Source organism: Planococcus beigongshangi (genome assembly GCF_016820495.1).
Lineage (GTDB): Bacteria > Bacillota > Bacilli > Bacillales_A > Planococcaceae > Planococcus > Planococcus beigongshangi.
This window is the reverse complement of record NZ_JADHDU010000006.1, coordinates 51,357-77,686: the sequence shown is the minus strand read 5'-3', so window position 1 is coordinate 77,686 and position 26,330 is coordinate 51,357. Positions and strand designations below refer to the sequence as shown.

The window sequence follows — 26,330 nt, the reverse complement described above, 5'->3', positions numbered from 1 at the left end:
ATTTGGTTAATAACAGCGTAGCATAAGGAATCCAAAAATCAAACCCCTTTTTATCTTGTGTAAAGAAAGGGTTTGAAATAGATAAGTCGAATTTATTCCAGTAAGAAGATTTGCAGAGGAGACTGCGCCATGTCAAATACAGCTTTACTGATCATTGATGCACATAACGAAATGTATGATGAAGCAAATCCGGTTCATCAAAGCGAGAAGATGCTGAGGAATCTGAAATCCCTCATCGAAAAAGCGAGGGCAGCGGATGTGCCGGTCATTTATGTGCAGCATAATGACGCCGCCCTTGTGGAAGGAACTGATTTCTGGCAGATCCATCCGTCCATTGCCCCGGAACCGGATGAGCTGATCGTTCAGAAAAAAACACCTGATTCTTTCTATGGGACGCGGCTGCTGGAGGAATTGAAGAATCGGGGCATTCAAAACCTGGTGCTCGCCGGCAACCAGACGGAATACTGCATTGACGCCACGACGCGCAGCGCCAGTCAGCACGGTTTTAACGTGACGCTTGTTAAAGATGCGCATGGCACATGGGATTCGGAAGATAGGAAGGCGAGCCAAATTATTGACCACTACAATGAACAGCTGCGTGACTTTGCCGCTATGCAGGAAACCGGCGAAATTGAATTCAGGGAATGAATTGCGGAAAAGGAAAGTGCCGATTGACGGGCGCTTTCCTTTTTGCCGTTATTGATCGATTCGGATACAGGCGGCTGAGTCATCGTTCAACCCTCTCTCTCAGGTGACAGCGTCGAGTTTTCCTGTCAGTGGATCCACCTTATTCCATCCCTTCATCTTCATTTCCCGGCCTTACCCGCTGAGACTGTTTTCTGGCTGCGGCCAGATCCGCCGATAAAAATAGATATATTCCTTGGTTAGTAAATGTTAATATATAGAAAACCTGAAGACTTTCACCTATGAATGCTGCCAGGTTCAAAAGCAGATCCGAGACGAAAAATAAAAGTTGTAGAGGCTCACGCCAGTAACCTCCTTTTTCATTCGGCACTTGTTTTATATGATCATCAAACATGGAAAGCGGAGGACGACATGAAACTCTTATTCAAATTACTTCTGTTATCGATTTTATTTCTGGGGCTGAGCATCGGGGGGTATTGGCTCATATTCAGCCAGGGGCTCATACTCGGGATCCTTTTTTCGGGAGTGATCCTGATTCTGTGCGTCGGAATGCTTGCTTTCAGCCTTTACGGCATTGAAACTGGCGGGCTCCGAAAAATCGGGTTGACAAGCCGCCTGGAAGTGGCGGCCATGCTTATTTTGACGGTTTATCTCAGTTCTGCAATCGGTGTTTTTGCTGTCGCGAATACGGCGCTCGAAGCCCGTGAGCTGACAAAGGATTTTTCAGCTTCTGAAAAAACGGAAATGCTGGTGGCCTCTTTATGGAACAGCGGTCCGAAAAACAACGCTGCAGGCAGTCTCGAGAAAAACGGTGTAGTTTATTCGTATACATCTTCAACAGAAGATGAGATTCAGAAAATCGATGAATTTTTGGAGCTTGAAAAACAGCGGATCGACGATTTTTTCGGCAATGAAGAGCCCGGTAACCTGACAATCGTCTTCCATGATGATTTCGAGACCCTGTCACAAGCTTCCGGCTATGAGGAAGCGATGGGCTATTATGATTATTACAGCAGGGAAATCCACTTGGTGCCGGACGATTATTCATGGGATATCATTCTCCTGCATGAATATGCCCATCACCAAAGCCATTTGTACAGCGAGAAAGCAGGTTTATCCGAAACGCGTCTTCCTGTCTGGTTTGAAGAAGGAATCGCGGATTACCTGGCAGGCGAGACAAGTGACTGGTATGACCTGGAAGATATCGAAATCACAGATTTTACATTGTTGGATACGGATGCTTCATTCCATGATTCATATTCCCGGAACTTCGATCCATACGTCCAGAGCTTTTTAGCTGTGGAAGCCCTTGCCAATGATTACGGGGAAGGGATTCTGGCCACCCTCCTGTCTGCGGATAAAAAGAGTGAATTCTACGGCATGCTCCAAGAGGCGAGCGGCATGGAACTTGCTGATTTCCAGGAAACTTTCCTGGATGAGCTGATAGCGGAGAGCCAGGCGGAAATGGCCCAATACGACGCAGTTTACGCGGCCATGGACAAGGGGGATTTCGCCGAATCGCTTAGCCTGATCGACGAGTTGAAGAAGGATGCATCCGAGGAAGACCTTTACCACCTTAGCTGGATGGAAACGGATATCTATCTCATGGAAAATCGATTCGATGATGCCATCCGATTGATCGAAGGCCGTCTGGAAAACGGCGATGCCGATTCCCGCGTGGATGATCTGACATCACTTGCCGAGATTTATCTGCTTGTGGATCCAGCGAAATCGCTGGCGCTGATCAGGGACGCGCAGATCGTTGTGGATGACAGTTCGGAGGATTTGGATATGGGCTTCACTTTCTATAATCTGGAGGCGTATGTGGAAGCTTACGAATTGATCAATTCTTCGTCTCCGCTTGAAGGCTACATGATCCTGCTTGATGAGGAACTGCTTTATTATGATGCAGTCATCGAAAAAGTGACGGAGCTCGTGGAAAATGAAATACAGGAAGCTGGATGATGGATCGGTTGAAAACGGATTCGCTTTTGCGCGAATCCTTTTTTATTTTGGTCCATGAATTTACATGGCGATCACAAAACCTCGGATGCCGATCACAAATAGTGGAATGCCGATCATAAAACTCCATATGCCGATCACAAACAGTGGAATGCCGATCATAAAACCACATATGCCGATCACAAACTGATGAAAGTCCGAAAACCGCCTGCTCCAGCCTCCTTTTCAGCAGAGTTTACCATCCCATTTTTCAAATTTCCCTGTAAAAAGACAAATTCACCGCTGAAAATGATAAAAACCGGAAAGGATCCACGCATCCGCGAATCTTTTCCGGCTTTATTGCCATCAGCTCCATCACAAAATTATTACAGATTCTTCCGCTTTATCACGGGGATCCAAATTTCACTCGAGACATTCCGTAAATCCGACATATCGCCGTTAAAAGAGATTTCCGGTCCTTCCGCTATTTCATAATTCGAAGACGGCAGCCATTCGGAGAAAATCTTCGCCATCGTATCCTGCAGCACTTTCGGGAATTCCCCTTCAGCTTTGAAAACTGCCCAGCTTCCTGCAGGAACATCCACCACATCAAACTCACCGAAATCCTGATCCAGCGTCGTGATGGAACCGATCAAATGATCCAGCTCCCCCTTTTCCTCATTGCGTCCATCATCAAAGTTAAAAGATGCGTTCACCACAGTTTTGACATCCGTATTCCGGACCGCCCCAAGCCTGTCACGCTGTTCTGCGGTAATCGATTCCACCATTTTCATGATTTCCGGGTTGATCCCTTCAAAGATGAGGGGCACACGTTTTTGGATGCCCACCAGCCTGAATGCTTCTTTTTCAACAATACGGTAATCCATATCCATTCCTCCTTGAATCGTCAGTTGGAAAGTCAGACGCGGAAACAGCTTCAAAGGGCCGCTGTGCTTCACTTCCGACGGATAGATGCCCGACCACTCGCGGAATGCGCGGCTGAAGCCGTCCGCCGAATCGTAGCCGTATTTGACAGCGACATCCAGCACCCGCCCGTCGTCCTGCTGCAGATCGAATGCCGCCTGCGACAGGCGCCGGTTGCGGATATAGCTGCTCAGCCCCATGCCGGACAAATACGAAAACATCTTCCGGAAATGATATTCCGAAACGCCGGCGATCGCCGCCACTTCCTGAAAATCGATGTCGCCGTCCAATTGTTCTTCAATATAATTCAATGCCTCATTCATGTCCTTCAGCATATTCATCATCTGACCTCCCTTCTTTTTCAATTCTAGTCGGGATCCGTTCCCTTCATCCGATGTATGCTGTACGGAAAATATCGCATTGCTCCTTTCCCCTATTCCTCCTGCAACGCCCCTCTTGCCATATCCAGGTATTCGCCGCTGCCCGATTTGATCGCAAACTCCGCAATATCAATCGGATAGGTCGCAGCAAGTTCCAGAATATGATCCTTCATCTTCGGCCATACCACACCGCCCGCCTCAGCATAAGCCGCGATCAATCGGGCCAGCTCCTCTTCGCCGTGCGTCCTGAGATGTCCGATGAAATCAGTCGATATGTCAGCCACTTTCGCTTCTGTCCAGTCAATAAAGCCGGTTACGCGTTCATCTCCATCGACCAGAATATGCCCCGGATGCAAATCTCCGTGGATAAAACCGGTGTTCTCCGGCCAGAACGAATCATCGCCGATCCAGTTCTGCCAGCGCGTCCACAATTTTTCACTGACGCCAAGTCCGCTCCGCTTCACTCCTTTAATTCATTGATCCACATTCAGTCTTCCCGAAAACCCGTATCCCGCATAACCGCGCCATACGCCCGCCTTGGCAGCGCCTCTTTCAATTCCTGCATCAGGCGGTCGAGTTCCACTGAGAAACTGTTGTATTCCTCTTTTGCCAGCAACATCCTGAGCAAGCCCGCCATCGAATAGACCGTTCCCTTTCCTAGGCTGCCAGCATGCAGACGCAGCAGGGCATCGACATCCCTCAGATCTTCAGGATGCGGCAGCCGGTAGCGGTATAGAACCTCTTCATGCGCCGCTTTATTGCGATACGGAAAAGCGATTCTCAAAATGGCATCCAATTCCGCCGCTCTCAAACTGAGCGGCTCATTTTCCTCACTGAATTCTTCCGCAAAATCCGCCGCAATGCGCTCCCGCAAATCATCATCGATCACGGAATAGAAATTGGTGATCTGACCGAGTGACAGGAAATTGACGAGCACCCACAGCGGGACGTTTCGGTGCTTGTCAAAAAACTCCCGGATCTCCGGGTATTTTACGTGGTCGCGTTTCTTATGGCTTTTGATCAGGTTGGCCAGTGTCGCGATGATGCGATCGCGCTCGTGATGGCGATCCACTTCCAAACTGTAATTGGCCGCCTGCAGAAAACTGTCGGTCTCCTTGAACTTCTCCGAGAACCGGTACGCCACTTTCGACTTGATGTTCTTCTCGAATTTCAGCAATTCACCCAGCATCAGCATGCGCAGTTCCCGGTCGAAACGATACAGCGCGTAGATATGGCCGAACTCGGTGCCCGTCCGGTACTTTTCCTGGCCATAGGGATTCAGCCGCTCATCCCGCTCCAAAAAAGGATCCTTATACCCATCGATCAGCGCATAATAATTCTCGCGCGATAGAACCCGCCGCGCTGTCGCCTTATCCGGCACCAGCAAACCCCGGTTCTGCAAAATCATAATCTGTTCGTCGTGTGACGCAAATACTTTCATCTCTTTCATCCTCTGCAACGGTCTCTTTCCTTTACTGTAAGCGAGATGCCTTAAATAATAAACCCTTTTGACAGCAAGTGAAAAACCCGCAGGCATCAAAATGTCTGCGGGTTTCCGTTGTTTCTTCTATATAATAAAAGCCGGTTAAAATTCCACCGTATCGTTCATCTGCTTCTTATCACCTTCTGTTTCGTTGCCTGTCAGTTTCTTAGCAAAGTTCTTGACCGTTTTCAGCGTGCTGCCGGAATCCCAGTATTCAGCGGAGTCCGCTGTCACTTTGATCAGGATGACATTGGGGTCATCATAAGTCGTACCGAGCAATTTATCGAACACGGGGCTCCAATATTCCTTTTTGCGCTCCAAATCCTCTACGAACTGTGCCTGTCCACTGATCGATACATATGATTTTCCGGCATATGACACGTTGACCGCCGGATTCTCCAGGATTTCCTGATATTTATCCGTATCCTTCAACGTCAGGAACCAAAGCTCGCCGTCGAATTCTGCTTCCTGTGTCTGGAGCGGACGGGATACCGGTTTATTGTCCATGATCGTCGTAAACATCGCCACTTCGATATCCTTGATCAAATCGTTGACGATTTTCAATTCCTCTTTATGAGTAGGTGTATTTTCTGCCATGTGAAATTCCTCCTTGAAATTTATATCTGTCTCATCTTTAGTGAGTCTTCCCATTTTCCCGCTCGATTAAACAGGGGATGCTTTCTCAAATGGACATGAAATGGACACTTACATGGCCGCATCCCTCTTTGATATAGTTAGCATCTGCTTACAGAAAACCAATGTTAAAGGGGAAAAACATCATTATGCAATTAGAGAAACGACTGCCGCGCAACGGCAAAGAAGGATTCTTATACGGTTCCATCATTTCCACATTGACCGTATTATTCATGACGGTATACAGCGCCGTTTATTTTGCCGGAGCATTCGACGGAGACGTCGCTTTGACGATTTTGAAGATGCTGCCGATCATCTGGATCATCGTCATGCTGATCGAACCGCTCATTTTCGGCCGGATCGCCGAAGCCCTGACGGCAAAATTCACGAAGCAATCAGACAGCTTCAATGCGAAGATCCTGTTCCGCATCCTTTTTACCGTAATCGGCATGTCTGCGGCCATGACACTGATCGGCGATATCGTCGGCAACGGCTTCCACGGGAAACTATTGAGCAACTGGCTTCATAACTGGCCGCGAAATTTCGTCATCGTCCTTGCAGCCGAAAGTCTTGTCATCCAGCCGATTGCCCGTTTTGCCATGGTGAAATTGCATGATGCGCAAGATCGAAAAGCCGTATTGGAACAGCAAATCCTATAGGAAAAGCTCCCTGCCGAATTTGGCAGGGAGCTTTTATCTTATCATTTAGGATTTAACTTCTTCTTGCTGCACCATTCGGGAAGCGCCGATCATATTCCACATTAACGTCGGAATTTCAATGTGATCCACCATGTCTTTTGGAATCATTTCATTGATATCGGATTCTTTGCCTTGCTTCACTTTTTCAGTCCATTCGGGGTCAATCAATGCCTGGCGCCCCATCACGACGATGTCTGCACCTTCTTGGAGTGCCGCCACGGCATCTTCCGGCTTTTTGATGCTGCCGACTGCGACAAATGCGACGCGGCCGTTGATAAGCTTGGATAAAATGGAAACGATGCTGCCTTCATCCTTATTGTCATGGGGCTGCTTTTTGAAATCCAATAATGAGACGTGCAGATAATGGATTCCCCCGGCAATCAATTTCTCAGTCAAAACTTTCGTTTCTTCGATCGTATAGCCGACGCCTTCCTGACTGTATTCTTCTGCAGACAGGCGATATCCGATGATGAACTTTTCATCTGCATATTCAGCGGCGACCCGTTTGACTTCCGCAAGCACGGCAAGCGGGAACTTCAAGCGATTCTCCAGGCTGCCACCCCATTCATCAACGCGCTGATTCGTGATTTCCGAAACGAATTGCTGGATCAGATACGTATTGGCACCGTGGATCTCCACACCGTCAAATCCGGCTTCGATTGCCCGGCGTGTCGTTTCGCCGAAATCACGGATGATGTCAGTGATTTCTTCACTTGTCAAAGCACGCGGCGTTGGTTTGCCGGCGGGTGCTTCGACAGCACTCGGCGCTACTGTTTCATTGGCGGCGATCAGGTGCGGCTGGCCCTGCCGGCCGCCGTGCTGCATCTGAAGTATGGCTTTATTGCCATTCGATTTCATGGCCGCTGCCAATTGCGACAGCCGCGGCATGACGTCTTCTTTGAATGCGACAAACTGGTTCGGAAACGCAATGCCGTTTTCGGACACCGCGATACAGGCTGAAACGAATAGACTGCCAATATTGGAGCGGCGGCGGTAATAGATCAGTTCCTCGTCAGAGACGGTGCCGTCCGGATTTCCTGCATATGTCGTCATCGGTGCAACACCTAAACGGTCGCTCAGCACCACACCGTTCGGCAATGTAATTTCTTCGAATAAAGATTTGAATTTCGGGTTCATGGAATTCCTCTTTTCTATGGAGTTTCGTTATTTCAAAATAGCACATGGCTCAAAGGGCTACAACAAAACTGGCTTACAGGCCCAAATTTTTGATTCCATTCTTTGGTAATGTTACGCTTTTTTCGAATGGACATTAAAGGAGGAGTTTAGATGACACCGAAGACTTATAAAGAAATTCACCTGGCTAACCGCCCGGAAGGCACTCCGGAAGATAAGGATTTCGCCTTCATCGAAAGAGAGATGGCGTCCCCTGCTGAAGGCGAAGTGCTGGTTAAAACACTGTATCTATCCGTCGACCCGTACATGCGCGGACGCATGCGGGATGTGAAATCTTATGTGGCTCCATATAAATTGAACGAAGCGATTAGCGGCGGCATCCTGGCCGAAGTCGTGGAATCGAAATCAGACCTGCTCCAAAAAGGCGATATCGTGAATGGCACGATGAAATGGTCCGAGTACAATATCGTAAAAGCGGAGCGTGTCCAGAAAGTGGACCCGACGATCGCACCGATCACTACGCGCCTCGGAATCCTCGGTTTGACCGGCCTGACCGCTTATTTCGGGCTTCTTGATATCGGCAAACCGCAGGAAGGCGAAACCGTTGTCGTATCCGGTGCCGCCGGTGCAGTAGGATCAGTCGTCGGCCAGATTGCGAAACTGAAAGGCGCACGCGCTGTCGGCATCGCGGGCTCCCAGGAAAAAATCGATTACCTGGTAAACGAACTCGGCTTTGATGCTGCCGTGAATTATAAATCCGACAGCTTTAAGGAAGACTTTAAAAAAGCCGTACCTGATGGAGTCGATGTCTATTTCGACAATGTGGGCGGTGAAGTGTCCGATGCAGTGATTCTGGAGCTGAACAATAAATCACGCGTGGTGCTGTGCGGAACGATTTCTTCCTATAATTCCCCTGAAGCGGATTTGGGGCCGCGCATCCAGTGGAAATTCATCACGACGAGTTCGATGATGAAAGGCTTCACGCTTGGCGATTATGCATCCGATTTCGCGACAGGTGCCGCCGATCTCGGCAAATGGCTTCAAGCTGGCAAATTGAAATACGAGGAAACGATTGTGGAAGGCTTCGAAAACACACCACGTGCATTTTTGGAGTTATTTGAAGGTAAAAATCTCGGAAAACAGCTGGTGAAAGTAGCGGATCCGGACTTTGCGGAGCTTTAAGCCGTATTTTAATACGATTTGGCTGATGATTTGGTGAAGATGAGGCTTTTGTGATCGGCATTCCATCATTTGTGATCGGCATGGCGATTCCAGGGTTTATTCTGATAAAGGCTTCTAAAATTTCTGAGCCTTACGATCGATTTTTCCTTTTGTCTGACTTAAGTTTTAATGACCGGGTAAATAGTCAATGTACGAAATAACCGAACGGAAGGATGGAGTAGAATGGCTTTTAACGACAAATTCAACGATGCAAAAGACAAGGCGACGGAAAAAGGCAAAACTCATCTGAACGAACACGGTGACGAGTATAAAGACAAAGGCAAAGACTACGTCAATGAAAACAAAGGCGATTGGCAAGACAGCGTGAAAAGCGGAGATGACGAAGCGAAGGATTAATGTTTGACCCCAGAGCGCTGCGCCACTGAAAACGATGAAAAAACCCGCATCCTGCAAGTCAGGATGCGGGTTTTGTATCGTATTTAACTTTCCGTGTCCAATTCCTCCATCAGTCCGAGCAGCTTCCTGACGGTATTCACGTTGCGGATCGTCATCGATTTATATAATTTCGTGCCAATCACTTTCTGCATCCCGCTCTTCGTGACGAACTCTTTATCGACCGACCAAAGGATGGCACCGGGAACGTAATTCACCCGGTCGTTTTCAGGTTTGACGGACAAGTCCCCAAGCACCGATTCGCTGTCTGCTTCCGGCCACAGGAACCAAACGTCACTTTTCATCTCCTTGTCATTCGTCCAGCTATCCGGGATTTCTGCGGCCACCCTTTTAAAATCTTCAAACGAATAAACAAGGACTTTTATCGCCAAGCCGAAATGAGCCAGGATCGCTGCTTCCAATACCGACGGCAATTCTTCTTTAATATGATCATCATTCACAAAAATGATATTGCCCGAATTGATATACGTTTTGACGGCGGACATACCTGCTTCTTCAAATACGCTCTTCAATAATTTCATATCGATTTTATTGTTTCCGCCGACATTGATGTCCCGCAGCAAAGCCACATAAACCATATCAGCCCACTCCCTCCGGCTCGGATAAATTCTTTATTCCGCCAAAATCACCAGACTGTCCAGACTTTCCACAGCTTCCGCTTCCAGCAGCGCATAGAAACTTGCGGCCAGCGACTGGATGCGCGGCGGCGTCTTGAGAAATTCCTCACGGATACTCTGTGCATGGTCAACTTCCCACGCGCCGTCCTGTAAAAATCCCGCATCGACGACCGCCGTCTGCTGCACCGCCCAGCCCGCTTTTTCAAGCAAGTCCTGCAATTGGAGCGAATCGAATACATGCTGGATATTCCCTTCATTATCAATAAATTCACTGTACAACGCCAGAATGGCAGTCGCTGCAAAGTGATGCCGCTGCTCCATGCGGGTAAAATTGAGATCCCACTCGGCGATACAGATCCGCTTCGCCATTCTTCGCATTTTTTCAAAATAAGCGAGAAGCTGTTCGGGATCGCGGAAATACCAGGAGGAATGGGAGAGGATCGCCACATCAAAATTTTCCTCAGGCAGATCAAGTAAATCAGTCTGCAGTCTAAATTCGATACGGCTGCCCAGTGCAGAAGCAGCGATCGTGTCCGTCGCTTCCCCGAGCGTAATCGGGGCACCATAATCGGGATCTGCTATATCTACAGCCAGCACAAAGCCACTTTCTCCGACGGCATCCGCGAGCACCACTGTCGTATCCCCTTGCCCGCAGCCAATTTCCAGTATGCGCATGCCTTCTTCCAGACCGAACGCCTCGACGAGTGACCGGCGGTGCTTCAGTTGGGACCGTTGAATATGATCGTTTCCAATTATTTTCATGCTTGCCAGTAAATGATCTAAATTATTTTCCTTCAAACCTCTTCCATCCCCTTGTGCTGACGATTAAAGTTCCAGCTGATTAAGCCCCTTGCTGTCCGGGTATAAGAATAAGTGGAAGCTTTTCTACAGTTTAGCACAAACAAAAAAGGAGAGATGATCAATGATTGATTACTCAGAAAAAGTCATAATAATCACGGGCGGCGGTTCCGGACTCGGACGCGCAGCGGCATTGGCGATTGCCAAACAGGGCGGTAAACTTGTTCTGGTTGATATGAATAAAGACGGCCTGGAAGACAGTAAAAAAGAAATCCTTTCTGCAGCGGCGGATGCACAGGTTGAAACTGTCGAAGCCAATGTCACCAATGAAGAAGATGTGAAGAACTATGTCAGTTTCACACTCGAGAAATTCGGCAAAATTGACGGCTTCTTCAATAATGCCGGTATCGAAGGCAAACAGAATCTGACTGAAGACTTCGGCTCGGATGAGTTTGAAAAAGTTGTCAGCGTTAACTTGAACGGTGTTTTCTACGGCATGAAACATGTGCTGAAGGTGATGAAGGAACAAGGGTACGGCTCCATCGTCAACACCGCATCCGTCGGCGGAATCCGCGGCGTCGGCAATCAGTCCGGCTACGCAGCGAGCAAACACGGCGTTGTCGGCCTGACCCGCAACTCCGGCATTGAATACGGCCAGTTCGGCATCAGCATCAACGCCATTGCTCCCGGCGCCATCATGACGCCCATGGTAGAAGGTTCCCTGAAGCAAATGGCTGGCGATGACTGGGAAGCGGCCGGCAAGGAGTTCGTCAGCGTCAATCCGATGAAACGTTTCGGTAAACCGGAAGAAGTCGGCAATCTGGTCGCATTCCTGCTGTCCGATGCAGCGAAATTCATCAACGCATCAGTCATTCCGATCGACGGAGGGCAATCGTATAAATATTAAGAAAGTGCAAAAGAGAAGTGCTGACCTGGCTGGTCAGCACTTCTCTTTTGTGTGTATCCCTATTCGTTTCTGCGCGGATTATTCGTTTCCTCATCCGAAACTTTCTTGGAATACTCTTTGGCATCTTCTTGCTCTTCCCTGCCTTTTTCTTCTTCATAATCTGTAGCTTCGTTTTCTCCGTCAAATGTCTGCTTCACTTTATTGATCGCTTTATCGATACCCGATTCTCGCGCACCAATCTGCTTCTCGGGTGTTTTGCCTGCTGTCCCTTTTCTGGCCATTCAAAATCCCTCCTGAAAATCATTTACTTACAGTTTACCCGCAGGCAGAGATTTTACTCCTTTTTGAAATGCACTTTTAAAGAAATCTCGAGAGATTATCGGAAGGGTGAGCGCCCTTTTTCTCCATCTAAATGCAGCTTTCTTCAATAAACAACAGAAAAGCGTAAAATCGATTGCCAGGATGCCCATGGAAATAAAGGATTTCCAGTTGAAATGTGGTTTGTGATCGGGATAAGTGGTTTTATGATCGGCATCCGGCCTTTTGTGATCGGTATAACCTCTTTTATGATCGGCATTACGCTGTTTGTGATCGCCATTCAGGCTTTTATGATCGGCATCCAAAAAAACGGCCGTGCTCCTCATCACTCGATGAGGGGCATGGCCGTCTTGTTATGTCAATTTCTCTCCGCAGTTCGGGCAGAATTTAGCGCCGCTCACTTTTTCACCGCAATTCGGACAGAAATTCGGACCTTTTCCGCTGCCGGACCCGGATCCGGACCCTGCTGATTCTTTCCCCGAATCCTTCTGATCATCCATCATTTCCTTCGCAATGTTCATACCCATCATCATGCCGGCCATGTCGGATGCCGTGTTCGAACCCGATGACTTGCCCATGGCATCCGCGACGGACATCTGCTGATATCTCGAGATATCGCCCACCATGCCGTGAGATGCGTTTTTATTGATCATATCCTGGATCTCTTTTGGATAATTAAAGCTCATGATCTGGAAGCCGGTGATTTTGAAACCATCGTCCATCACCTGCATGTCGAGATCATCCTGGATGCCTTTCGCGATGTCGGATGCGTTGGCCTGCAGATTGAACATATCCTTGCCTTCTTTGGGAATCCATTTCATCAGCAGCTGATCCAGGACTGCCGTAATGCGGATTTTCACGTCTTCAACCACATAACTTGTGCGTACACCCGCAATTTTATCGATCAGGCTGATGTAATCATTCACCTTGAATTGGAATGTGCCATTCGCCCGGATTGGCATACCGCCGGGCATTCCCGGAGCCGGAATATTGATCGGGTTCTGGGTGCCCCATCTGACGGTGAATTCCTTCGTGTTGACGAACAGCACTTCGACACGCATGCCGCTGTTGAAGCCAAAACGGAAGCCTTTTAATGTCGACAGAAACGGAACGATCTCCGATTCGATATCGTACTCGCCGTCATCCTCGAAAATCCCTTCAATCTTGCCGTTGTTGAGGAAAATCGCATCTTGTCCAGGGCGGATGATCAGGCGACTGCCTTTTTTCACTTCTTTATTGGCCCATTTATAAAAAATCATGTCATCGCGGAATTCATCCCATTCCACTACATCTGCAAATTGATTGCTAAAAAACACCATCTTAGTCATTCCCTTCTCTCGTTGAATCGGTCATCAGAACTTGCGCCAGCCACCACTGAAAGAGCGGCCACCGCCCGTACTGCCGCCTCCACCGCCGAAACTGCCTCCACCGCCGCTGCTTTGTTTCTGCACTTTCCGGCGCGTAACAGTCTTATTGCGGAAGACATCTTTTTTCGTGATCACTTTAGAATTTTGGTCATCAAAATACGTCCGGGCAGTGGTTGTGATTCTGCCGCCTGAATTATAGATCATGATTCCGACAATCAAAGCTCCAAGCAACACTGCTATCAAAATCTGAAACCAGTTTTTGAAAAAGATATGTTCGGGATTGACGCCTGGACGAAATTCCATATAGCGGCTCGCTGTTGTCACTGTTTTATGGAAAGCAGCATCGAAATCATTCGCCCGCATTTCGTTCATGATCCGGTCAAGCACAAGTTCGACGCGCTGGTTGTCGAGAGACCTTTGCGCCGTTCCGAAACCTGCCAGATAAACATCGCGGGTTGCACTATTGATCGTCAATAGCACCGCATTTTCCTGATTGTTCTCTTCCGCCCAGTCATCAAAGAAATCACCCATAAAATTGGTGATGAAAAAAATCTCAGGATCATCGGATGTCAATAACAGGAAATCCACATCATGTTTACGGCTGTGTTCTGCTGCCACTGCCTCCAGCTCAGCTATTTCAGAGTCGCTGAGTAAATTGCCTTCATCATATATATGCCGGTCTGCCACTGCAAAAGCTGTTGATGAAGAAATGAACAGCAAAAACAGCATCAGGCAAAAAAGCAGAGGCGCTTTGAAGTTCACCTTTTTCACCAAAGAACGCCTCCCCATATAAACGATACTGCCTTCATGGCCAGCAGCGCAGAAGCTGCAATGCCTGTAAACCAGCCGGCGACTTTAAAGCCGCTGATGGGTGGTTTGCCCACCACTTTACCAGTTTGGCCATTCATCGCAAAAGTATGTTCTTTTTTTTCGAAATCGTAATAGACCATCCATACCGGAAACAAGGCATAATGGACATTCTTTTTTTGTGTATGGATGTTTTTATTGGAGTAATTCACAGTTGAATAGCCGGAAACAGTCGAACTTATGTATGAATCGATGTAGGGGAGCACTTTCGATTCGACTCTCGAAAACATCGCCTCATCGTCATAATCGTATTTTTCAGCAAGATAACCTGCCAAATACGGCATTTTAAAGTCCTTCAATTCCCCGTAATCATAGGGTTCCAGCTTATCCATCAATTCGTCGTCCATTTTTTCCGAAGCATCGGCAGGCACTTTCAAATAACGGAGATCCAGTTCACGATGGATATCGTAAAAGTCCGTTTCTGTATAGACCGTATCGCCACGTGTATAAGTGCGCACTTTTGTAGCAAGCGCTGTTACGTTTGCGGACCCTTCTATATCATAGAGCCAGAACGGCACATACATGCCGGTCATTTTTTTGATCCTTTCACCGCTCTTGAAACTGGTGGGCGAAAGACGGCCTTTCTTTGTCCACGCCCGGAAAGCTGCCACAGCTTCATCTTTACTGATCTTAAACGGAACGACTTTGGAAGGTGCAAATTCCCCCGTCAGCCGATCGGACAATACGACCGGCGCACTGCAGAAACTGCAATTGGTCGCTGTTGTATTGGCGTCTGTCAGAATAATTGCCCCGCAGTTTTCACAATGGTATTCCTTCACTTCTTCCGAATCGAATTCCTTTATAATATTCTCTTCAGGAAACGATTCGATTTCGTCCTGCCGCCCACAGCTCGGGCAGGACAGATGACCGGATTCACTGTCGAAACTCATATCCGATCCGCAGTTCGGACATTTATAATGAGTGACCAATCCGTCCCCCTCCCTTCAATACTGTATGCAGCGTATGCATGTCAGTCATTATTCTTTATTTTGGATCTGTGATTTTAAGGCTTCCAGTTCATCATCGACATTGATGCCGGATTTCAGCGACTCCAGTTCCGCATCAACATTGGAGGTGTCGTCATATTTTTTCGCAAGATCTTTGACATTGTCTCCCGAACCTCTGTTCAGCTCCGACATTGCCTGCGCTTCGTCCAGCTGCTGGTTGATCTTCTTCTCCATCGCATCAAAAGCGGAAATCCGTTCGCCGGCTCCGTTCATCGATGAACCCATTTCGTTCATGCGGCTTTGTGTTTTGGCAATCGCTGCTTTGCCTTTCAACTCGGCCCGGCGCGATTCGAGTTCACTGATGTCTTCTTCCAGTTTATCATGCATCTGACGCATCTGAATCGTGTTGGCGGCTGCCATTTCAACGGCCGTATGGAGTCCCTGCTCGCGTTCTGTCAGTTCTGCCTTACGCTGCAGGAATTTTCTTGCATCATCTTCGTTGCCTGCTTCGAGTGCTTTGACCGCATACCGCTGCATATCATCCATCTCTTTCTGGACATCTGCAAGTTCGCGGCGCTCGCGTTTTTCGGCCGCCATGATGGCCGCCGTTTCCGACTTCACTTTGCCGAGATCAGTGCTCAAATCGCGCATATATTGGTCGATCATCTTCTCCGGATCCTCTGCCTTATCCAACATCGCATGAATATTGCTTGTCATGATATCCCTGAAGCGTTTTAAAATTTCCATCATCATTCTCCTCTTCATTTTTTCTCATTAGACAGGGTTTGCCTATTCCTTCAAACTACCCTTTTCGGCTGTCTGTTAATCCGAAAGCTTCATTTCATTCAATTGATTTCTCTGATAAAACGGAATACCAAACGTGGAATGTAAATCAGCAGTTCCACAGCTTCAAGCAGCAATTCAAAAATCCACCATCGATCTTTTTTCTCTTCCTTTTTCGCCGCCACTTCCATCGCCAGCCTTTCCTTTTTATTATTGTACGGAAGAGTCTGCAAAAAGTTTCATCTGCTCCCTGTTCGACCGTTATTTTTCCAGACCGTTCAATTCAAGAATGGATTTGTATATACTTGACTTACAGTAAAACAATTAATGAAGGAGGAACTCAACATGGGGAAAAAAGAGTTATCGCCGGAACAGCAAGAAGAATTGATCGGCAGACTGAAAACGCGATTTGACAGCAATATGAATCGCCACGAAGGAATCGATTGGATGGATGTCCAGGTCAAACTGGAAGCGAATCCGGATAAGCTATGGTCTCTATTCCAGATGGAAGAAACAGGCGGCGAACCCGATGTGGCCGTTCTGGAACCACAGGAGGACGTTTATGTCTTTTACGATTTTTCTGCTGAAACGCCGAAGGGCCGCCGCAGCCTTTGTTACGACCGGGAAGCCTGGGAAGCGCGGAAGAAATTCAAACCCGAAAATACCGTGATGGATCTGGCTGCTGAAATGGGGATCGAAGTGATTACGGAAGAAGAGTACCGTGCGCTTCAGACATTCGGAAGTTTCGATAAGAAAACATCCACCTGGGTGCTGACACCGGAAAATATCCGTGAACTCGGCGGCGCCATCTTCTGCGATTACCGCTATGGCCAGGTGTTCACTTATCATAACGGTGCCGATTCGTATTACGGGAGCAGGGCGTTCCGCGGGAAGCTGGAAGTATGATAATAACTAAATAATCATCCTAAAGGCTTCTGCATGTCCGGAAGCCTTTTTACAATGCCAGTATTTTTCAAATCTTCGTTTCTTCCCTTCTTTTCCTTCTATGGTATTATGGCAAAAGCAGAAAGACAGTGAGGAGCTTATTATATGATCCATTTCCGCGAATCGGATATCCAGGACCGGATGGCGGCTCAGCGCAGCCGGCTGAGTTTGAAAAAGAGGATGATCCTTTTGATAGGCCTGCTGATTGCAGCAGTCGTTCTCATCATGGGCATTTTCCTCCATTACTTCATAACCGATACACTTGAAACGCAATTAGGGGAACAGGCATTGGCTGTAGCGGAAAGCATTGCGCTGAATCCGGAGATTGCGGAAGCATTTGGTGAAGACAATCCGGCGTCCATCATCCAGCCGCTTGTCTCTCCCGTGCAGCACTCGACTGACGCTGAGTTCATCGTTGTGGGCAATAAAGAGGAAATACGTTTCTCTCATCCCAATCCATCGCAGATCGGCAAGAAAATGGTCGGCGAAGATAATCAGAGAGCTTTGGTAAACGGCGAATCCTATATTTCCAAAGCGACAGGCACCCTCGGCAATTCGCTGCGTGCGAAAGTTCCCATATTCGATGGCGGGGAAATTGTCGGCGTCGTTTCCGTCGGTTTTCTGGCCGCTGATATCCAGGCTTTGATCGGCAATTACAATCAGGAAATCTGGTTCACACTGCTTTCGATCGGTCTTGGCGCAATCGCAGCTTCCATCGCCATCGCTTCCTATATCAAAAAGAAACTTCACGGACTTGAGCCAGAGGAAATTTCCCATTTGCTGCTGCAGAAAGAGACGATTCTGCAATCGACGCGGGAAGGCATAGTCGCCGTGAACACTCAGGGGAATATAACACTGGCCAATCAGGTGGCGCAGCACCTGCTGATTGGAGATGACAGCAATCCCGACACTCTCATCGGCCAGCCAATCCGCTCCGTGCTCCCTTCTTCCAATCTGCCCGGCATCCTTGAAACGAAGGAAAGTCATTATGATGAAGAGCAACTATACGGAGGTCACCCGGTTTATGTCAATTCCGGTCCGATATTCTATGAGGAGACGTTAGTCGGTGCCGTTTCCACTTTCCGCAATAAAACAGAGATTGACGAACTGACGAAAGAACTCACCCATATAAAACAATATGCCAACGCACTCCGTGCCCAGACACACGAATTTTCGAACAAGCTTTATACCATTTCCGGTCTGCTCCATCTCGGCAATAAGAGTGAAGCGCTTGATTTTATTCGGATGGAGCAGGATGTGCAGCAGGAATGGATCCATCAATTGATCGATAAAGTGGCAGATCCGCTGATCAGCGGCATCCTGCTCGGCAAAATGAATCAGGCGAGTGAGCAGCAGGTCGAACTGTCCATTGACCCCGAGAGCCGGCTGAACACCGCTTTATCCGAACAGCAAAAACAGGCGCTGCTCACGGCCCTCGGCAATTTGATCGATAATGCCATCGACGCCGTAAAAAAACAGGCCCCTGACAAGCGGCAAATTTCGCTGTATTTTACAGATGTAGGTGAAGACATCCTGCTTGAAATCGATGACTCCGGCCCCGGGATTGCCGCTTCACAGGAAAGCAGCCTGTTTGAAGAAGGCTATTCTTCAAAAAACGGTTCTGACCGTGGATATGGCCTCAGCACCACCAGGAAATTCATCCGCTTTGCCGGAGGAGAAGTGCATATGGAAGAAAGTGAACTTGGCGGAGCATGCTTTATCGTTACCCTGCCAAAAAAGGAGCTGAAAATATGAAGCGGAAATTCCGTGTCATGATTATTGAAGATGATTTTCGGATAGCTGCCATCAATCAGCAGCTCGTCGAACAGGTTGACGGTTTTTTGGTTGAAGAAATCGCAAAAACAGGCCAGGAGGCGATGAGTTTTCTGGAATCCGCTGAAGTGCTGCCGGACCTCATCCTGCTGGATGTCTTTATCCCGGACCGGAATGGACTCGATTTGTTCCATGATATCCGCCGGAATTTCCCGCGGATCGACATCATCATGCTGACTGCTGCAGCAGAAGCAGGGACTATCGAAGAAACTGTCCAGGGTGGAATTTTTGATTATATCCTCAAACCCGCCGATTTCGGGCGCTTTGAACTGGCGCTTCGCCGCTATCTGGAACGGAAAGAGCTTTTCGCCGCCAAAGAGGCGATGGGGCAGCACGAAATCGATCAATTGCTGGGCATTCGTTACAATCCGAAAACTGAAGCTGCCAACGGACAAAGCGGTTTGCCAAAAGGCATCGACCCCCTGACGCTGCAGGGTATCCAGGATTTTCTAGCGTCTTCCTCCCCTCCCGGTGTTACCGCCATGGAAACCGGAAAAGCTGTAGGTGTCAGCCGCTCCACGGCCCGACGCTACCTGGAACATCTTGTTTCAGCAGGAGAAGTGCAGGCGCAACTGAATTACGGTGAAATCGGCCGGCCTGAACGCCGCTACAGCCGTGAACAAAATGAACAAAAGAGTCAAAATGCTTTTTAATTGCCTTAATCGAATAATCTTATTTTTCAAATCCCTCTGTGCTAAGTTTATACCTGCAACTTAGAAACAGAGGGATTTGTCGTGTCAACTCCATTTTGTATGCGTTTTCACAAAACCCCTCCGATTTTCAATCTCTGTCTGGAGGAATTTACATGTTAAGCATTATTGGTTTATTGACCATAGTAGTGATAGTCGGTCTGCTCATCAGCAATAAAGTCACACCCATCGCTGCGCTTGTATTGGTGCCGATCGTTGCCGCTTTTGCTGCCGGTTTTAATTTCGGGGAAATCGGTGAATTCTTCAACAGCGGCATAAGCGATGTCATGAGCGTCGTGGTCATGTTCATCTTTGCGATTCTTTTCTTCGGCGTCATGCAGGATGTGGGATTATTCGATCCATTGATCAATAAAATGATCGACATTTCACGTGGAAATATCATTGCGGTTGCCGTCGGGACTGTGATTATAGCGGCCATCGCCCAATTGGACGGATCCGGGGCTTCGACATTCCTGATTTCGATTCCGGCGCTGCTGCCGCTTTATAAACGGCTGAAAATGAACCCGTATCTGCTATTATTATTAGTCGGCCTTGCTGCCAGTATCATGAATATGGTGCCATGGGGCGGTCCGCTTGGCCGGACTGCCGCGGTCCTCGGTATGGATGTCACCGAGTTATGGCGTCCGCTGATTAAAGTTCAGGTAATCGGTCTGGCCCTTTTAATCGGGCTGGCGGTCCTGCTGGCAATCCGTGAAAAGCGACTGATCGCCAAGCGCGGCAATCTGAATGAGGCTATTTATGAAGAAGCGAATCCGTTGGCCGAAGGCGCAGAAGATGAAGCTTCCAAAAAAGCCGCTGCACTGCGCCGCCCAAAATTACTGTGGGTCAATGCTCTGCTGGCGCTTGCCGTCATCGGCATCCTGGTGTGGGGTATCATTCCGGCAGGCTTCGCCTTCATGATCGGTGTCAGCATTGCGCTGCCGCTCAACTATCCGAATATGAAAGACCAGATGGAGCGCATCAAAGATCATGCACCGAACGCACTCCTGATGGCCGCCATCATCCTCGCGGCCGGATCATTTCTCGGTATATTGAACGGCACACTGATGCTCGACTCGATTGCCACTGATCTTGTCACAATTTTACCGGCTTTCATCATTCCTTATTTGCATCTCATCATCGGTTTCTTCGGAGTGCCGTTTGATTTACTGCTCAGCACAGATGCATATTATTTCGCATTGTTCCCGATTGTTGAACAGGTTGTCACCGGCTTCGGCGTTTCTTCGCTGTCTGCAGCCTACGCGATGATCATCGGCAACATCATCGGAACTTTCGTCAGCCCGTTCTCCCCGGCATTGTGGCTGGCACTTGGACTGGCCGGTCTCGAAATGGGACGCCACATCCGCTATTCCCTGCCGATCATGTGGGGCTTCAGCATAGTGCTGCTGATTATTTCAATCTTAATCGGAGTTGTCTAAGTAACATTGCTTCGGAACAATAAAACAAACCGGCTCTCCGCTTAATGCGGCAGAGCCGGTTTTTGGTTTTATCGTTTTAATCAGCTTTTCCTCCGCAAAAATCCGCAACCACTGCTGCCATCGCTTTGGCGCTAATCAGCAGGCTCTTTTCATTGATCACGAATTTCGGATGGTGATGGGGATACGCTTCCCCGTCATCCGGCATTGCACCGACGTAGAAAAAGCAGCCGGGTTTTTCCTGCAGGTAATAGGCAAAATCTTCGGATGGCGGCTGCGGCTCTGTTTCTTGAACAGTATCAACTTCAGAAATATCCGCACCTTCGAGTGCCGTGCGGACACGTCCGGTAATTTCCGGATCATTGTAAAGCACAGGATAATCGTTGGCATAGTCAAGCACTGTCTTCACACCGAACGATGCTACAAGCCCTTCGGCAAAACTGCGGATTTCTTTCTCCACAAGCTCCCGTGATTTTTCTGACATCGTCCGGACGTCACCTTCAAGCGTGACGGAGTCTTTGATGACATTGAATTGCCCTTTGCCGTCGAATGAACCGATCGTCACCACAGCTGTATCGAATGGATTGATTCTGCGGCTGACGATTGTCTGGCAGTTCATGACGAACGAACTGGCTGCGACAATCGCATCATTGGCTGTATGCGGTGATGACCCGTGGCCGCCCCTGCCCTGGACCTTCAACTTGAAGCTTGCTCTGCCGGTTTGCGTATTGCCGCTCCGGTAAAAGATCTTCCCTGCCTCCATCATCGACATGACATGGATCCCGAACACGGCATCGACTCCTTCCAGCACGCCGGCTTTGATCATGCCGAGCGCTCCGCCGGGCGGCATTTCTTCGGCAGGCTGGTGGATGACTTTCACGGTTCCGGCCAAATCGTTTTTCATCTCGGCAAGCGTTTCTGCCAGCACGAGCATGTAGGCAGTGTGCCCATCATGGCCGCAGGCGTGCATGACGCCTTCATTTTTTGAAACATGCGGCAGACCTGTTTCTTCTTTGATCGGCAAGGCGTCAAAGTCGGCGCGGATGGCAATCGTCTTTCCAGGCTTTCCGCCATTAATCGTCACGACGATCCCCCGCTGGCCGCCGAAATTCGTTTCCACTTCATCGACCGGCACTCCATTATAGAAATCGGCTATATAGGCAGCGGTTTGTTCTTCCTCAAATGAAAGCTCCGGATGTTCATGGAGATAGCGGCGAATTTCAATGATACGCTGTTCTTTCTGCTCCAGTTGTTCCATCAGTTTTTCAAGCAGCATCTGAAAAACCTCCTTTTCCTGATTCTACCCTTTTATTCGAAAATCAATGCTTGCAGACTGCAGAATTTTTCATGCCATTCGGCTCACTGTTTTCTATCTATTCTGTTATTTCAGGACTATAATGAAGGTAAGATAAAGGGGGTGCCATTATGGATTTGGAACAAAAGCTGGTTCAGTGGCGCAATGAAGGGCTGCTCGATCAAACGGCAATGGATCGCATCATAGCGTTTGAAAAGAAACAGCCCCAAAAGAAAAAAGTTCCGCTGCTGTTGCTGATCGGATTAATTTTCTTCGCACTGGCGGTCTTCAGTTTTATCGCAGCGAACTGGCAGGCAATTCCGGATTTGCTGAAAGTGGCTCTGGCTGTCGGATTGATGTGGGTGTTCTATGTACTCGCCTACTTCTCTGAAAAGAGAAAAATCGGCCAGCCGCTCCTCTTCCGGCTGCTCGGCCTTGCCATGTTCGGCGCAAGCATTCTGGTAACCGCTCAGACATTTCATTTAAGCCTGTCAAATTCCATTCTGCCATGGGCTATTTTCATCGCAGCTCTCGCCCATTATTTCCAGTGGCGGAACACAGTTTACGCGATTATTGCGTTCATCTTTGGTATAAATACACTCACTTCGTTCCTGCCTGACACAGTCTGGGTTGAATGGATTGTATTTGTTGCCATTGCTCTTGCCTGGTTCTACTTCAGCAAAGATAATGCACCAAAAGTTTTCAGCTGGCTGCTGCTGTTCTTTTCCGGTTTCCTGATGTGGGATCTCGTTACTTACAACAGCCCATTCTGGCCGATCTGGACTTTGTTTGCTCTGGTGCTGCTGCTGTTTCTGGTCCCTGAACGCACACAGAAGCTGCTGTCTCCCCTCTACCTGATTTTTGGTGCCATCATGCTTGTCGTTTACCTGGCTCTCAGAGGAGAAACCGAATTGTCGCTGGTCGATTTGAACTGGCCGGAGTCCGTTGCGCTTGCCGCTGCCGGGTTCGCCGTCCTGTTTATCTCTTACACGAAATTCCGCAGCATCATCTGGATTTCAATTCTGGGGGCTGTCGGGCTGCTGCTATTCGATAATACGGCTCTAGGACTGGCGGCTGTAGCCGAAGTCAGTGCGCTCGCTTATCTGATTTTTGCCCAGCGCCAAAACCGGCCGCTTGCACCCGGCTTCGTCTATTTCATCCTGGTGCAGTTCGTGATTTACGTCATCTACGCATGGGAACGCCTGGATATGTCGCTGTTCTTCCTGATCGGCGCCCTTCTGCTGTTTGCTTTATCGGGAGCCGCCTGGTGGCTGAACCGCAGGAAAGAAGGTGCAGGAACATGAAAATGAAACACTGGATTCTGCCGATTTTGATGACGCTGTTTATCGTCCTATTGGTGGCTTCATTCTATTCGGCTTCGTGGTTTGGTGAACAATACAAATTGCGCGCAGAACCTTTTGATCCGTTCGATCCGTTCTACGGAGAATACGTCATGCTGCAGTATCCCGATCTGAATGAATCGGCCGCCGGCTATCATGGCGATATCTATTTCAGCCTGAAAGAAGGCAATGACGGTTTTGCTGTCGTAGACCGGATCAGCCGGGAACCGTTCTTCGGAGCCATCAGCGGCTATTCGTACGGTGACCGCCTGAGCGCTCCGCAGCTCGAACAGTTTTATGTGGAACAGGGCCGCGGACCGGAATTGGAAAGAGCCGTCCAGCTGCAGGCGACAATAGCCGTTGCGCCGTGGGGTTTTATTCGGCCGCTTGAATTGGACGTACGGGAAGAATAGCTGTATTAACTGGAAAGGCCTTCATCATTAATTGATGAAGGCTTTTTTAAGTAAAAAATATCAGAAAGTTATAAGCAATGGATTGACAGATATCAATTACAGGTATATGGTTATACACATAAGTATATAACCATTTAACCATGCGAATAGGAGGTGCTATTGTTGAGCAGCGTATTTGATTCGAGTAAACCGATTTTTATCCAGGTACGGGAGTCCATCGAAGACCAGATTGTCAATGACCAGCTGAAAGAAGGCGAACAGGCGCCATCGACGAACCAGCTCGTCGATTTCTACAAGATCAACCATGCCACCGTTTCCAAAGGGATCAATCAGCTCGTTGAAGAAGGAATCTTATTCAAGAAAAGAGGGATTGGAATGTTTGTCGCAGAGGGAGCCAAGAAAAAGCTCGTGAGTCAGCGTAAGGAAGCATTCGTGGATAATTATGTCAAAGGGCTTGTCATGGAAGCCGAAAAACTCGGGATTACGGAAGAAGAGATTATCAAGCTGATTAAAACGGAGAAAGGAAGTGGCCGGTAATGAACAGAAAAATCGAGCTACAGAATGTCACGCTGCGATTCAGGAAATTCGAAGCACTGAAAGATATCTCGTTAAGTTTGGATGCAAATAAGATCCACGGCCTGATCGGCCGCAATGGTGCCGGCAAGACCTCCCTGCTGTCATTGCTCGCGGCTTTCCGTGAGCCGACGGACGGTCAGATCACGATTGATGGTGAGCCGGTATTTGAAAATCCGGATAAAATGCAGCAGGTCATGTTCGTCTACGATAAAAAATACGATGAAGAGTACGATAAAATTCCTGCCATGCTGGAGTTCGTGGAACGGCATCGGCCAAATTACGACAAGGACTATGCTGACTACCTGCTGAAACGCTTTAAACTGCCACTCGATAAATCAGTCCATAAATTATCGAAAGGGATGCAGTCGGCGATGAACGCGGTCATCGGACTTGCCAGCCGTGCCCCCATCACAATTTTTGATGAAGCGTATCTCGGGATGGATGCACCCACAAGGGAAATATTCTACCAGGAAATACTGGCGGACCAGGCGGAACATCCCCGCACCTTCATACTTTCCACGCATCTGGTTTCGGAAATGGACTATCTGTTCGACAATGTCGTCATCATCAATCAGGGCCGATTGATTCTTAATGAAGACTACGAAACCCTGACCGCACGCGGCGCTTCGATTACAGGATCCGCTGAACAGGTCGATGCCTTCACTTCCGGCATGAAAATACTGAATGAGCAAAAACTGGGCGGAACAAAAAAGGTCATGGTCTACGGCGTACTGGACGACAATCGGTATGTTAATGCGCGTGAACTGGGACTTGAAATCGGGCCTGTTTCACTGCAGGACCTGTTCATCCACTTAACAGAGGAGGAGCGATAAAATGAAACGGGAAAAGTTGAACGCTAAAGTCGCTTTCGATATCTTTTACGAACAATTCAAATGGAGCATATGGTTTCTCGGCATACTCGCAGCCATCCATGTCAGTGTACTGATTTACTTCGAAAACTCAGGATCGGTGGGAGTCGAGCCGTCAATCGTCGGTTTCTTCGAGTTCTCCCGCTACTCGACAGCGATTTTCATGCTGGTATGCGGCATCATGGCTGTTTATGTGTTCATGACATACCATGTACAGCAAGGCGTTACCAGAAAAGATGCCTATATCGGCATTGCCGGCGGCACTTTCGTTTTATCGCTCTTCCTTACTTTGATGCCGCTTATGCTAAACGGGATCGAGTTCCTGCTCACTGAATATACAGCATTGCCATTGACCTTCACTTCGTTTGGCTCCACTTCGGAGTGGCTGAAGGAAGCGGTCTTCTATCTGCTGAACATTTTCACTTACTACATGGTCGGCTGGCTGATCGGCGTCGGTTATTACCGCTTTGGCTGGATCATCGGCTTCCTTTTTATCGCAGCGGCAATCGTTGCCCTCACCATGAACGGCTATTTCTGGGGGGAGGATGACATCAGTACAGTAATCCCCTGGATCCCGACTATTCAGCCACATGGATCACCCGTCATTTCCATCGTAGGCTCACTGGTCCTGATCAGCGTTTTGCTTGCCGTGATGAGGATGCTGACAAAACGTATGGCAATAAAATTGTAGCCAAGCTAAAAAAATGCCAGCTTCTCTTTAGAGAGGCTGGCATTTCTTTTTGTTTATAATGCTAATTCCTGCCAAAGCGTTGTAAAGTTCGCGTTTGCCGAAATATTGAAATCAATCATCTATTCCAACTAATGTTAGCCTAGGGGGCTGTTCTACTTGATGCAGAG

At 48.4% G+C, this 26,330-nt stretch carries 30 protein-coding genes; 15 read left to right on the top strand and 15 right to left on the bottom strand.

The genetic code is table 11. From position 1 onward, the window contains the following. The first annotated feature begins 129 nt into the window (after nt 1–129). Nucleotides 130–648 (top strand): cysteine hydrolase family protein, encoded by a 519-nt coding sequence (locus IQ294_RS13090; RefSeq protein WP_203334500.1) that lies wholly within the window; start codon nt 130–132, stop codon nt 646–648. Nucleotides 649–1,056: 408 nt separating this feature from the next. Continuing rightward, nucleotides 1,057–2,610 (top strand): hypothetical protein, encoded by a 1,554-nt coding sequence (locus tag IQ294_RS13085; protein ID WP_203334499.1) that lies wholly within the window; start codon nt 1,057–1,059, stop codon nt 2,608–2,610. 362 nt (nt 2,611–2,972) lie between these two features. On the opposite strand, the gene IQ294_RS13080 is transcribed toward IQ294_RS13085, so the two are convergent. The 4 genes from IQ294_RS13080 to IQ294_RS13065 form a co-directional block, all read right to left on the bottom strand. Beyond that, nucleotides 2,973–3,851: an AraC family transcriptional regulator gene (locus IQ294_RS13080; protein WP_203334498.1), complete on the bottom strand. Its 879-nt coding sequence runs from the start codon at nt 3,849–3,851 to the stop codon at nt 2,973–2,975. 92 nt (nt 3,852–3,943) lie between these two features. Continuing rightward, on the bottom strand, nt 3,944–4,354 hold the full coding sequence (locus IQ294_RS13075) for a phosphotransferase (protein WP_349291360.1): 411 nt from the start codon (nt 4,352–4,354) through the stop codon (nt 3,944–3,946). A gap of 23 nt (nt 4,355–4,377) precedes the next feature. Next, on the bottom strand, nt 4,378–5,331 hold the full coding sequence (locus IQ294_RS13070; RefSeq protein ID WP_203334497.1) for an Abi family protein: 954 nt from the start codon (nt 5,329–5,331) through the stop codon (nt 4,378–4,380). Between the two features lie 144 nt (nt 5,332–5,475). Further along, complete coding sequence (locus tag IQ294_RS13065; RefSeq protein ID WP_203334496.1) at nt 5,476–5,970, bottom strand: pyridoxamine 5'-phosphate oxidase family protein; 495 nt, start codon at nt 5,968–5,970, stop codon at nt 5,476–5,478. Between the two features lie 185 nt (nt 5,971–6,155). Between IQ294_RS13065 and IQ294_RS13060 the strand changes: the two genes are divergently transcribed. Beyond that, nucleotides 6,156–6,665, top strand: a complete 510-nt coding sequence (locus IQ294_RS13060) for a DUF2798 domain-containing protein (protein ID WP_203334495.1) — start codon at nt 6,156–6,158, stop codon at nt 6,663–6,665. A 45-nt stretch (nt 6,666–6,710) separates the two neighbouring features. Here the strand turns inward: IQ294_RS13060 and IQ294_RS13055 are convergent, their stop codons facing one another. Next, entirely contained in the window at nt 6,711–7,841 is a 1,131-nt protein-coding gene (locus IQ294_RS13055) for an NADH-dependent flavin oxidoreductase (protein ID WP_203334494.1), read from the bottom strand. 150 nt (nt 7,842–7,991) lie between these two features. Between IQ294_RS13055 and IQ294_RS13050 the strand changes: the two genes are divergently transcribed. Continuing rightward, entirely contained in the window at nt 7,992–9,020 is a 1,029-nt protein-coding gene (locus IQ294_RS13050; RefSeq protein ID WP_203334493.1) for an NADP-dependent oxidoreductase, read from the top strand. Nucleotides 9,021–9,242: 222 nt separating this feature from the next. After that, nucleotides 9,243–9,416 (top strand): hypothetical protein, encoded by a 174-nt coding sequence (locus tag IQ294_RS13045; protein ID WP_203334492.1) that lies wholly within the window; start codon nt 9,243–9,245, stop codon nt 9,414–9,416. 83 nt (nt 9,417–9,499) lie between these two features. Here IQ294_RS13045 and IQ294_RS13040 read toward each other — a convergent pair whose 3' ends face one another. Further along, entirely contained in the window at nt 9,500–10,051 is a 552-nt protein-coding gene (locus IQ294_RS13040) for a DUF1697 domain-containing protein (protein ID WP_203334491.1), read from the bottom strand. A 33-nt stretch (nt 10,052–10,084) separates the two neighbouring features. Next, nucleotides 10,085–10,888 (bottom strand): class I SAM-dependent methyltransferase, encoded by an 804-nt coding sequence (locus tag IQ294_RS13035; RefSeq protein ID WP_238942832.1) that lies wholly within the window; start codon nt 10,886–10,888, stop codon nt 10,085–10,087. Between the two features lie 124 nt (nt 10,889–11,012). Between IQ294_RS13035 and IQ294_RS13030 the strand changes: the two genes are divergently transcribed. Then, nucleotides 11,013–11,795, top strand: a complete 783-nt coding sequence (locus tag IQ294_RS13030; protein WP_203334490.1) for a glucose 1-dehydrogenase — start codon at nt 11,013–11,015, stop codon at nt 11,793–11,795. Nucleotides 11,796–11,854: 59 nt separating this feature from the next. On the opposite strand, the gene IQ294_RS13025 is transcribed toward IQ294_RS13030, so the two are convergent. The 7 genes from IQ294_RS13025 to IQ294_RS12995 all read right to left on the bottom strand — a co-directional run bounded on the left by IQ294_RS13025 (nt 11,855) and on the right by IQ294_RS12995 (nt 16,310). Then, entirely contained in the window at nt 11,855–12,076 is a 222-nt protein-coding gene (locus IQ294_RS13025; RefSeq protein ID WP_203334489.1) for a hypothetical protein, read from the bottom strand. Nucleotides 12,077–12,103: 27 nt separating this feature from the next. Next, on the bottom strand, nt 12,104–12,418 hold the full coding sequence (locus IQ294_RS13020) for a hypothetical protein (RefSeq protein WP_203334488.1): 315 nt from the start codon (nt 12,416–12,418) through the stop codon (nt 12,104–12,106). A 48-nt stretch (nt 12,419–12,466) separates the two neighbouring features. Then, nucleotides 12,467–13,432 carry an SPFH domain-containing protein gene (locus IQ294_RS13015; protein WP_203334571.1) on the bottom strand — a complete coding sequence of 322 codons (966 nt, stop codon included), beginning with the start codon at nt 13,430–13,432 and terminating at the stop codon, nt 12,467–12,469. Nucleotides 13,433–13,465: 33 nt separating this feature from the next. After that, nucleotides 13,466–14,251 (bottom strand): TPM domain-containing protein, encoded by a 786-nt coding sequence (locus IQ294_RS13010; RefSeq protein ID WP_349291359.1) that lies wholly within the window; start codon nt 14,249–14,251, stop codon nt 13,466–13,468. Further along, entirely contained in the window at nt 14,248–15,276 is a 1,029-nt protein-coding gene (locus IQ294_RS13005) for a TFIIB-type zinc ribbon-containing protein (RefSeq protein ID WP_203334486.1), read from the bottom strand. Before IQ294_RS13005 ends, IQ294_RS13010 begins: the two co-directional genes overlap by 4 nt. A gap of 48 nt (nt 15,277–15,324) precedes the next feature. Further along, nucleotides 15,325–16,041: a PspA/IM30 family protein gene (locus IQ294_RS13000; RefSeq protein ID WP_203334485.1), complete on the bottom strand. Its 717-nt coding sequence runs from the start codon at nt 16,039–16,041 to the stop codon at nt 15,325–15,327. A gap of 98 nt (nt 16,042–16,139) precedes the next feature. Next, a complete protein-coding gene (locus IQ294_RS12995; protein WP_203334484.1) occupies nt 16,140–16,310 on the bottom strand; it encodes a hypothetical protein in 171 nt (56 codons plus the stop codon). A gap of 112 nt (nt 16,311–16,422) precedes the next feature. On the opposite strand from IQ294_RS12995, the gene IQ294_RS12990 reads away from it, so the two are divergent. The 4 genes from IQ294_RS12990 to IQ294_RS12975 all read left to right on the top strand — a co-directional run bounded on the left by IQ294_RS12990 (nt 16,423) and on the right by IQ294_RS12975 (nt 20,983). Beyond that, nucleotides 16,423–16,983: a DUF4256 domain-containing protein gene (locus tag IQ294_RS12990; RefSeq protein WP_203334483.1), complete on the top strand. Its 561-nt coding sequence runs from the start codon at nt 16,423–16,425 to the stop codon at nt 16,981–16,983. Between the two features lie 144 nt (nt 16,984–17,127). After that, nucleotides 17,128–18,777, top strand: a complete 1,650-nt coding sequence (locus tag IQ294_RS12985) for an ATP-binding protein (RefSeq protein ID WP_203334482.1) — start codon at nt 17,128–17,130, stop codon at nt 18,775–18,777. Continuing rightward, complete coding sequence (locus IQ294_RS12980) at nt 18,774–19,508, top strand: response regulator (protein WP_203334481.1); 735 nt, start codon at nt 18,774–18,776, stop codon at nt 19,506–19,508. Before IQ294_RS12985 ends, IQ294_RS12980 begins: the two co-directional genes overlap by 4 nt. A 152-nt stretch (nt 19,509–19,660) precedes the next feature. Beyond that, entirely contained in the window at nt 19,661–20,983 is a 1,323-nt protein-coding gene (locus tag IQ294_RS12975) for a CitMHS family transporter (protein ID WP_203334480.1), read from the top strand. Nucleotides 20,984–21,059: 76 nt separating this feature from the next. Here the strand turns inward: IQ294_RS12975 and IQ294_RS12970 are convergent, their stop codons facing one another. Continuing rightward, complete coding sequence (locus tag IQ294_RS12970; RefSeq protein ID WP_203334479.1) at nt 21,060–22,256, bottom strand: M20 family metallopeptidase; 1,197 nt, start codon at nt 22,254–22,256, stop codon at nt 21,060–21,062. A gap of 149 nt (nt 22,257–22,405) precedes the next feature. On the opposite strand from IQ294_RS12970, the gene IQ294_RS12965 reads away from it, so the two are divergent. The 5 genes from IQ294_RS12965 to IQ294_RS12945 all read left to right on the top strand — a co-directional run bounded on the left by IQ294_RS12965 (nt 22,406) and on the right by IQ294_RS12945 (nt 26,163). Next, nucleotides 22,406–23,578, top strand: a complete 1,173-nt coding sequence (locus IQ294_RS12965; RefSeq protein WP_203334478.1) for a DUF2157 domain-containing protein — start codon at nt 22,406–22,408, stop codon at nt 23,576–23,578. Then, on the top strand, nt 23,575–24,027 hold the full coding sequence (locus IQ294_RS12960; protein ID WP_238942831.1) for a GDYXXLXY domain-containing protein: 453 nt from the start codon (nt 23,575–23,577) through the stop codon (nt 24,025–24,027). Before IQ294_RS12965 ends, IQ294_RS12960 begins: the two co-directional genes overlap by 4 nt. A gap of 162 nt (nt 24,028–24,189) precedes the next feature. Continuing rightward, nucleotides 24,190–24,564, top strand: a complete 375-nt coding sequence (locus tag IQ294_RS12955; protein ID WP_203334477.1) for a GntR family transcriptional regulator — start codon at nt 24,190–24,192, stop codon at nt 24,562–24,564. Then, on the top strand, nt 24,564–25,436 hold the full coding sequence (locus IQ294_RS12950; RefSeq protein ID WP_203334476.1) for an ATP-binding cassette domain-containing protein: 873 nt from the start codon (nt 24,564–24,566) through the stop codon (nt 25,434–25,436). The genes IQ294_RS12955 and IQ294_RS12950 overlap by 1 nt, the downstream gene beginning before the upstream one ends. Nucleotide 25,437: 1 nt before the next feature. Further along, nucleotides 25,438–26,163: a hypothetical protein gene (locus tag IQ294_RS12945; protein ID WP_203334475.1), complete on the top strand. Its 726-nt coding sequence runs from the start codon at nt 25,438–25,440 to the stop codon at nt 26,161–26,163. The last annotated feature ends 167 nt before the right edge of the window (nt 26,164–26,330 follow it).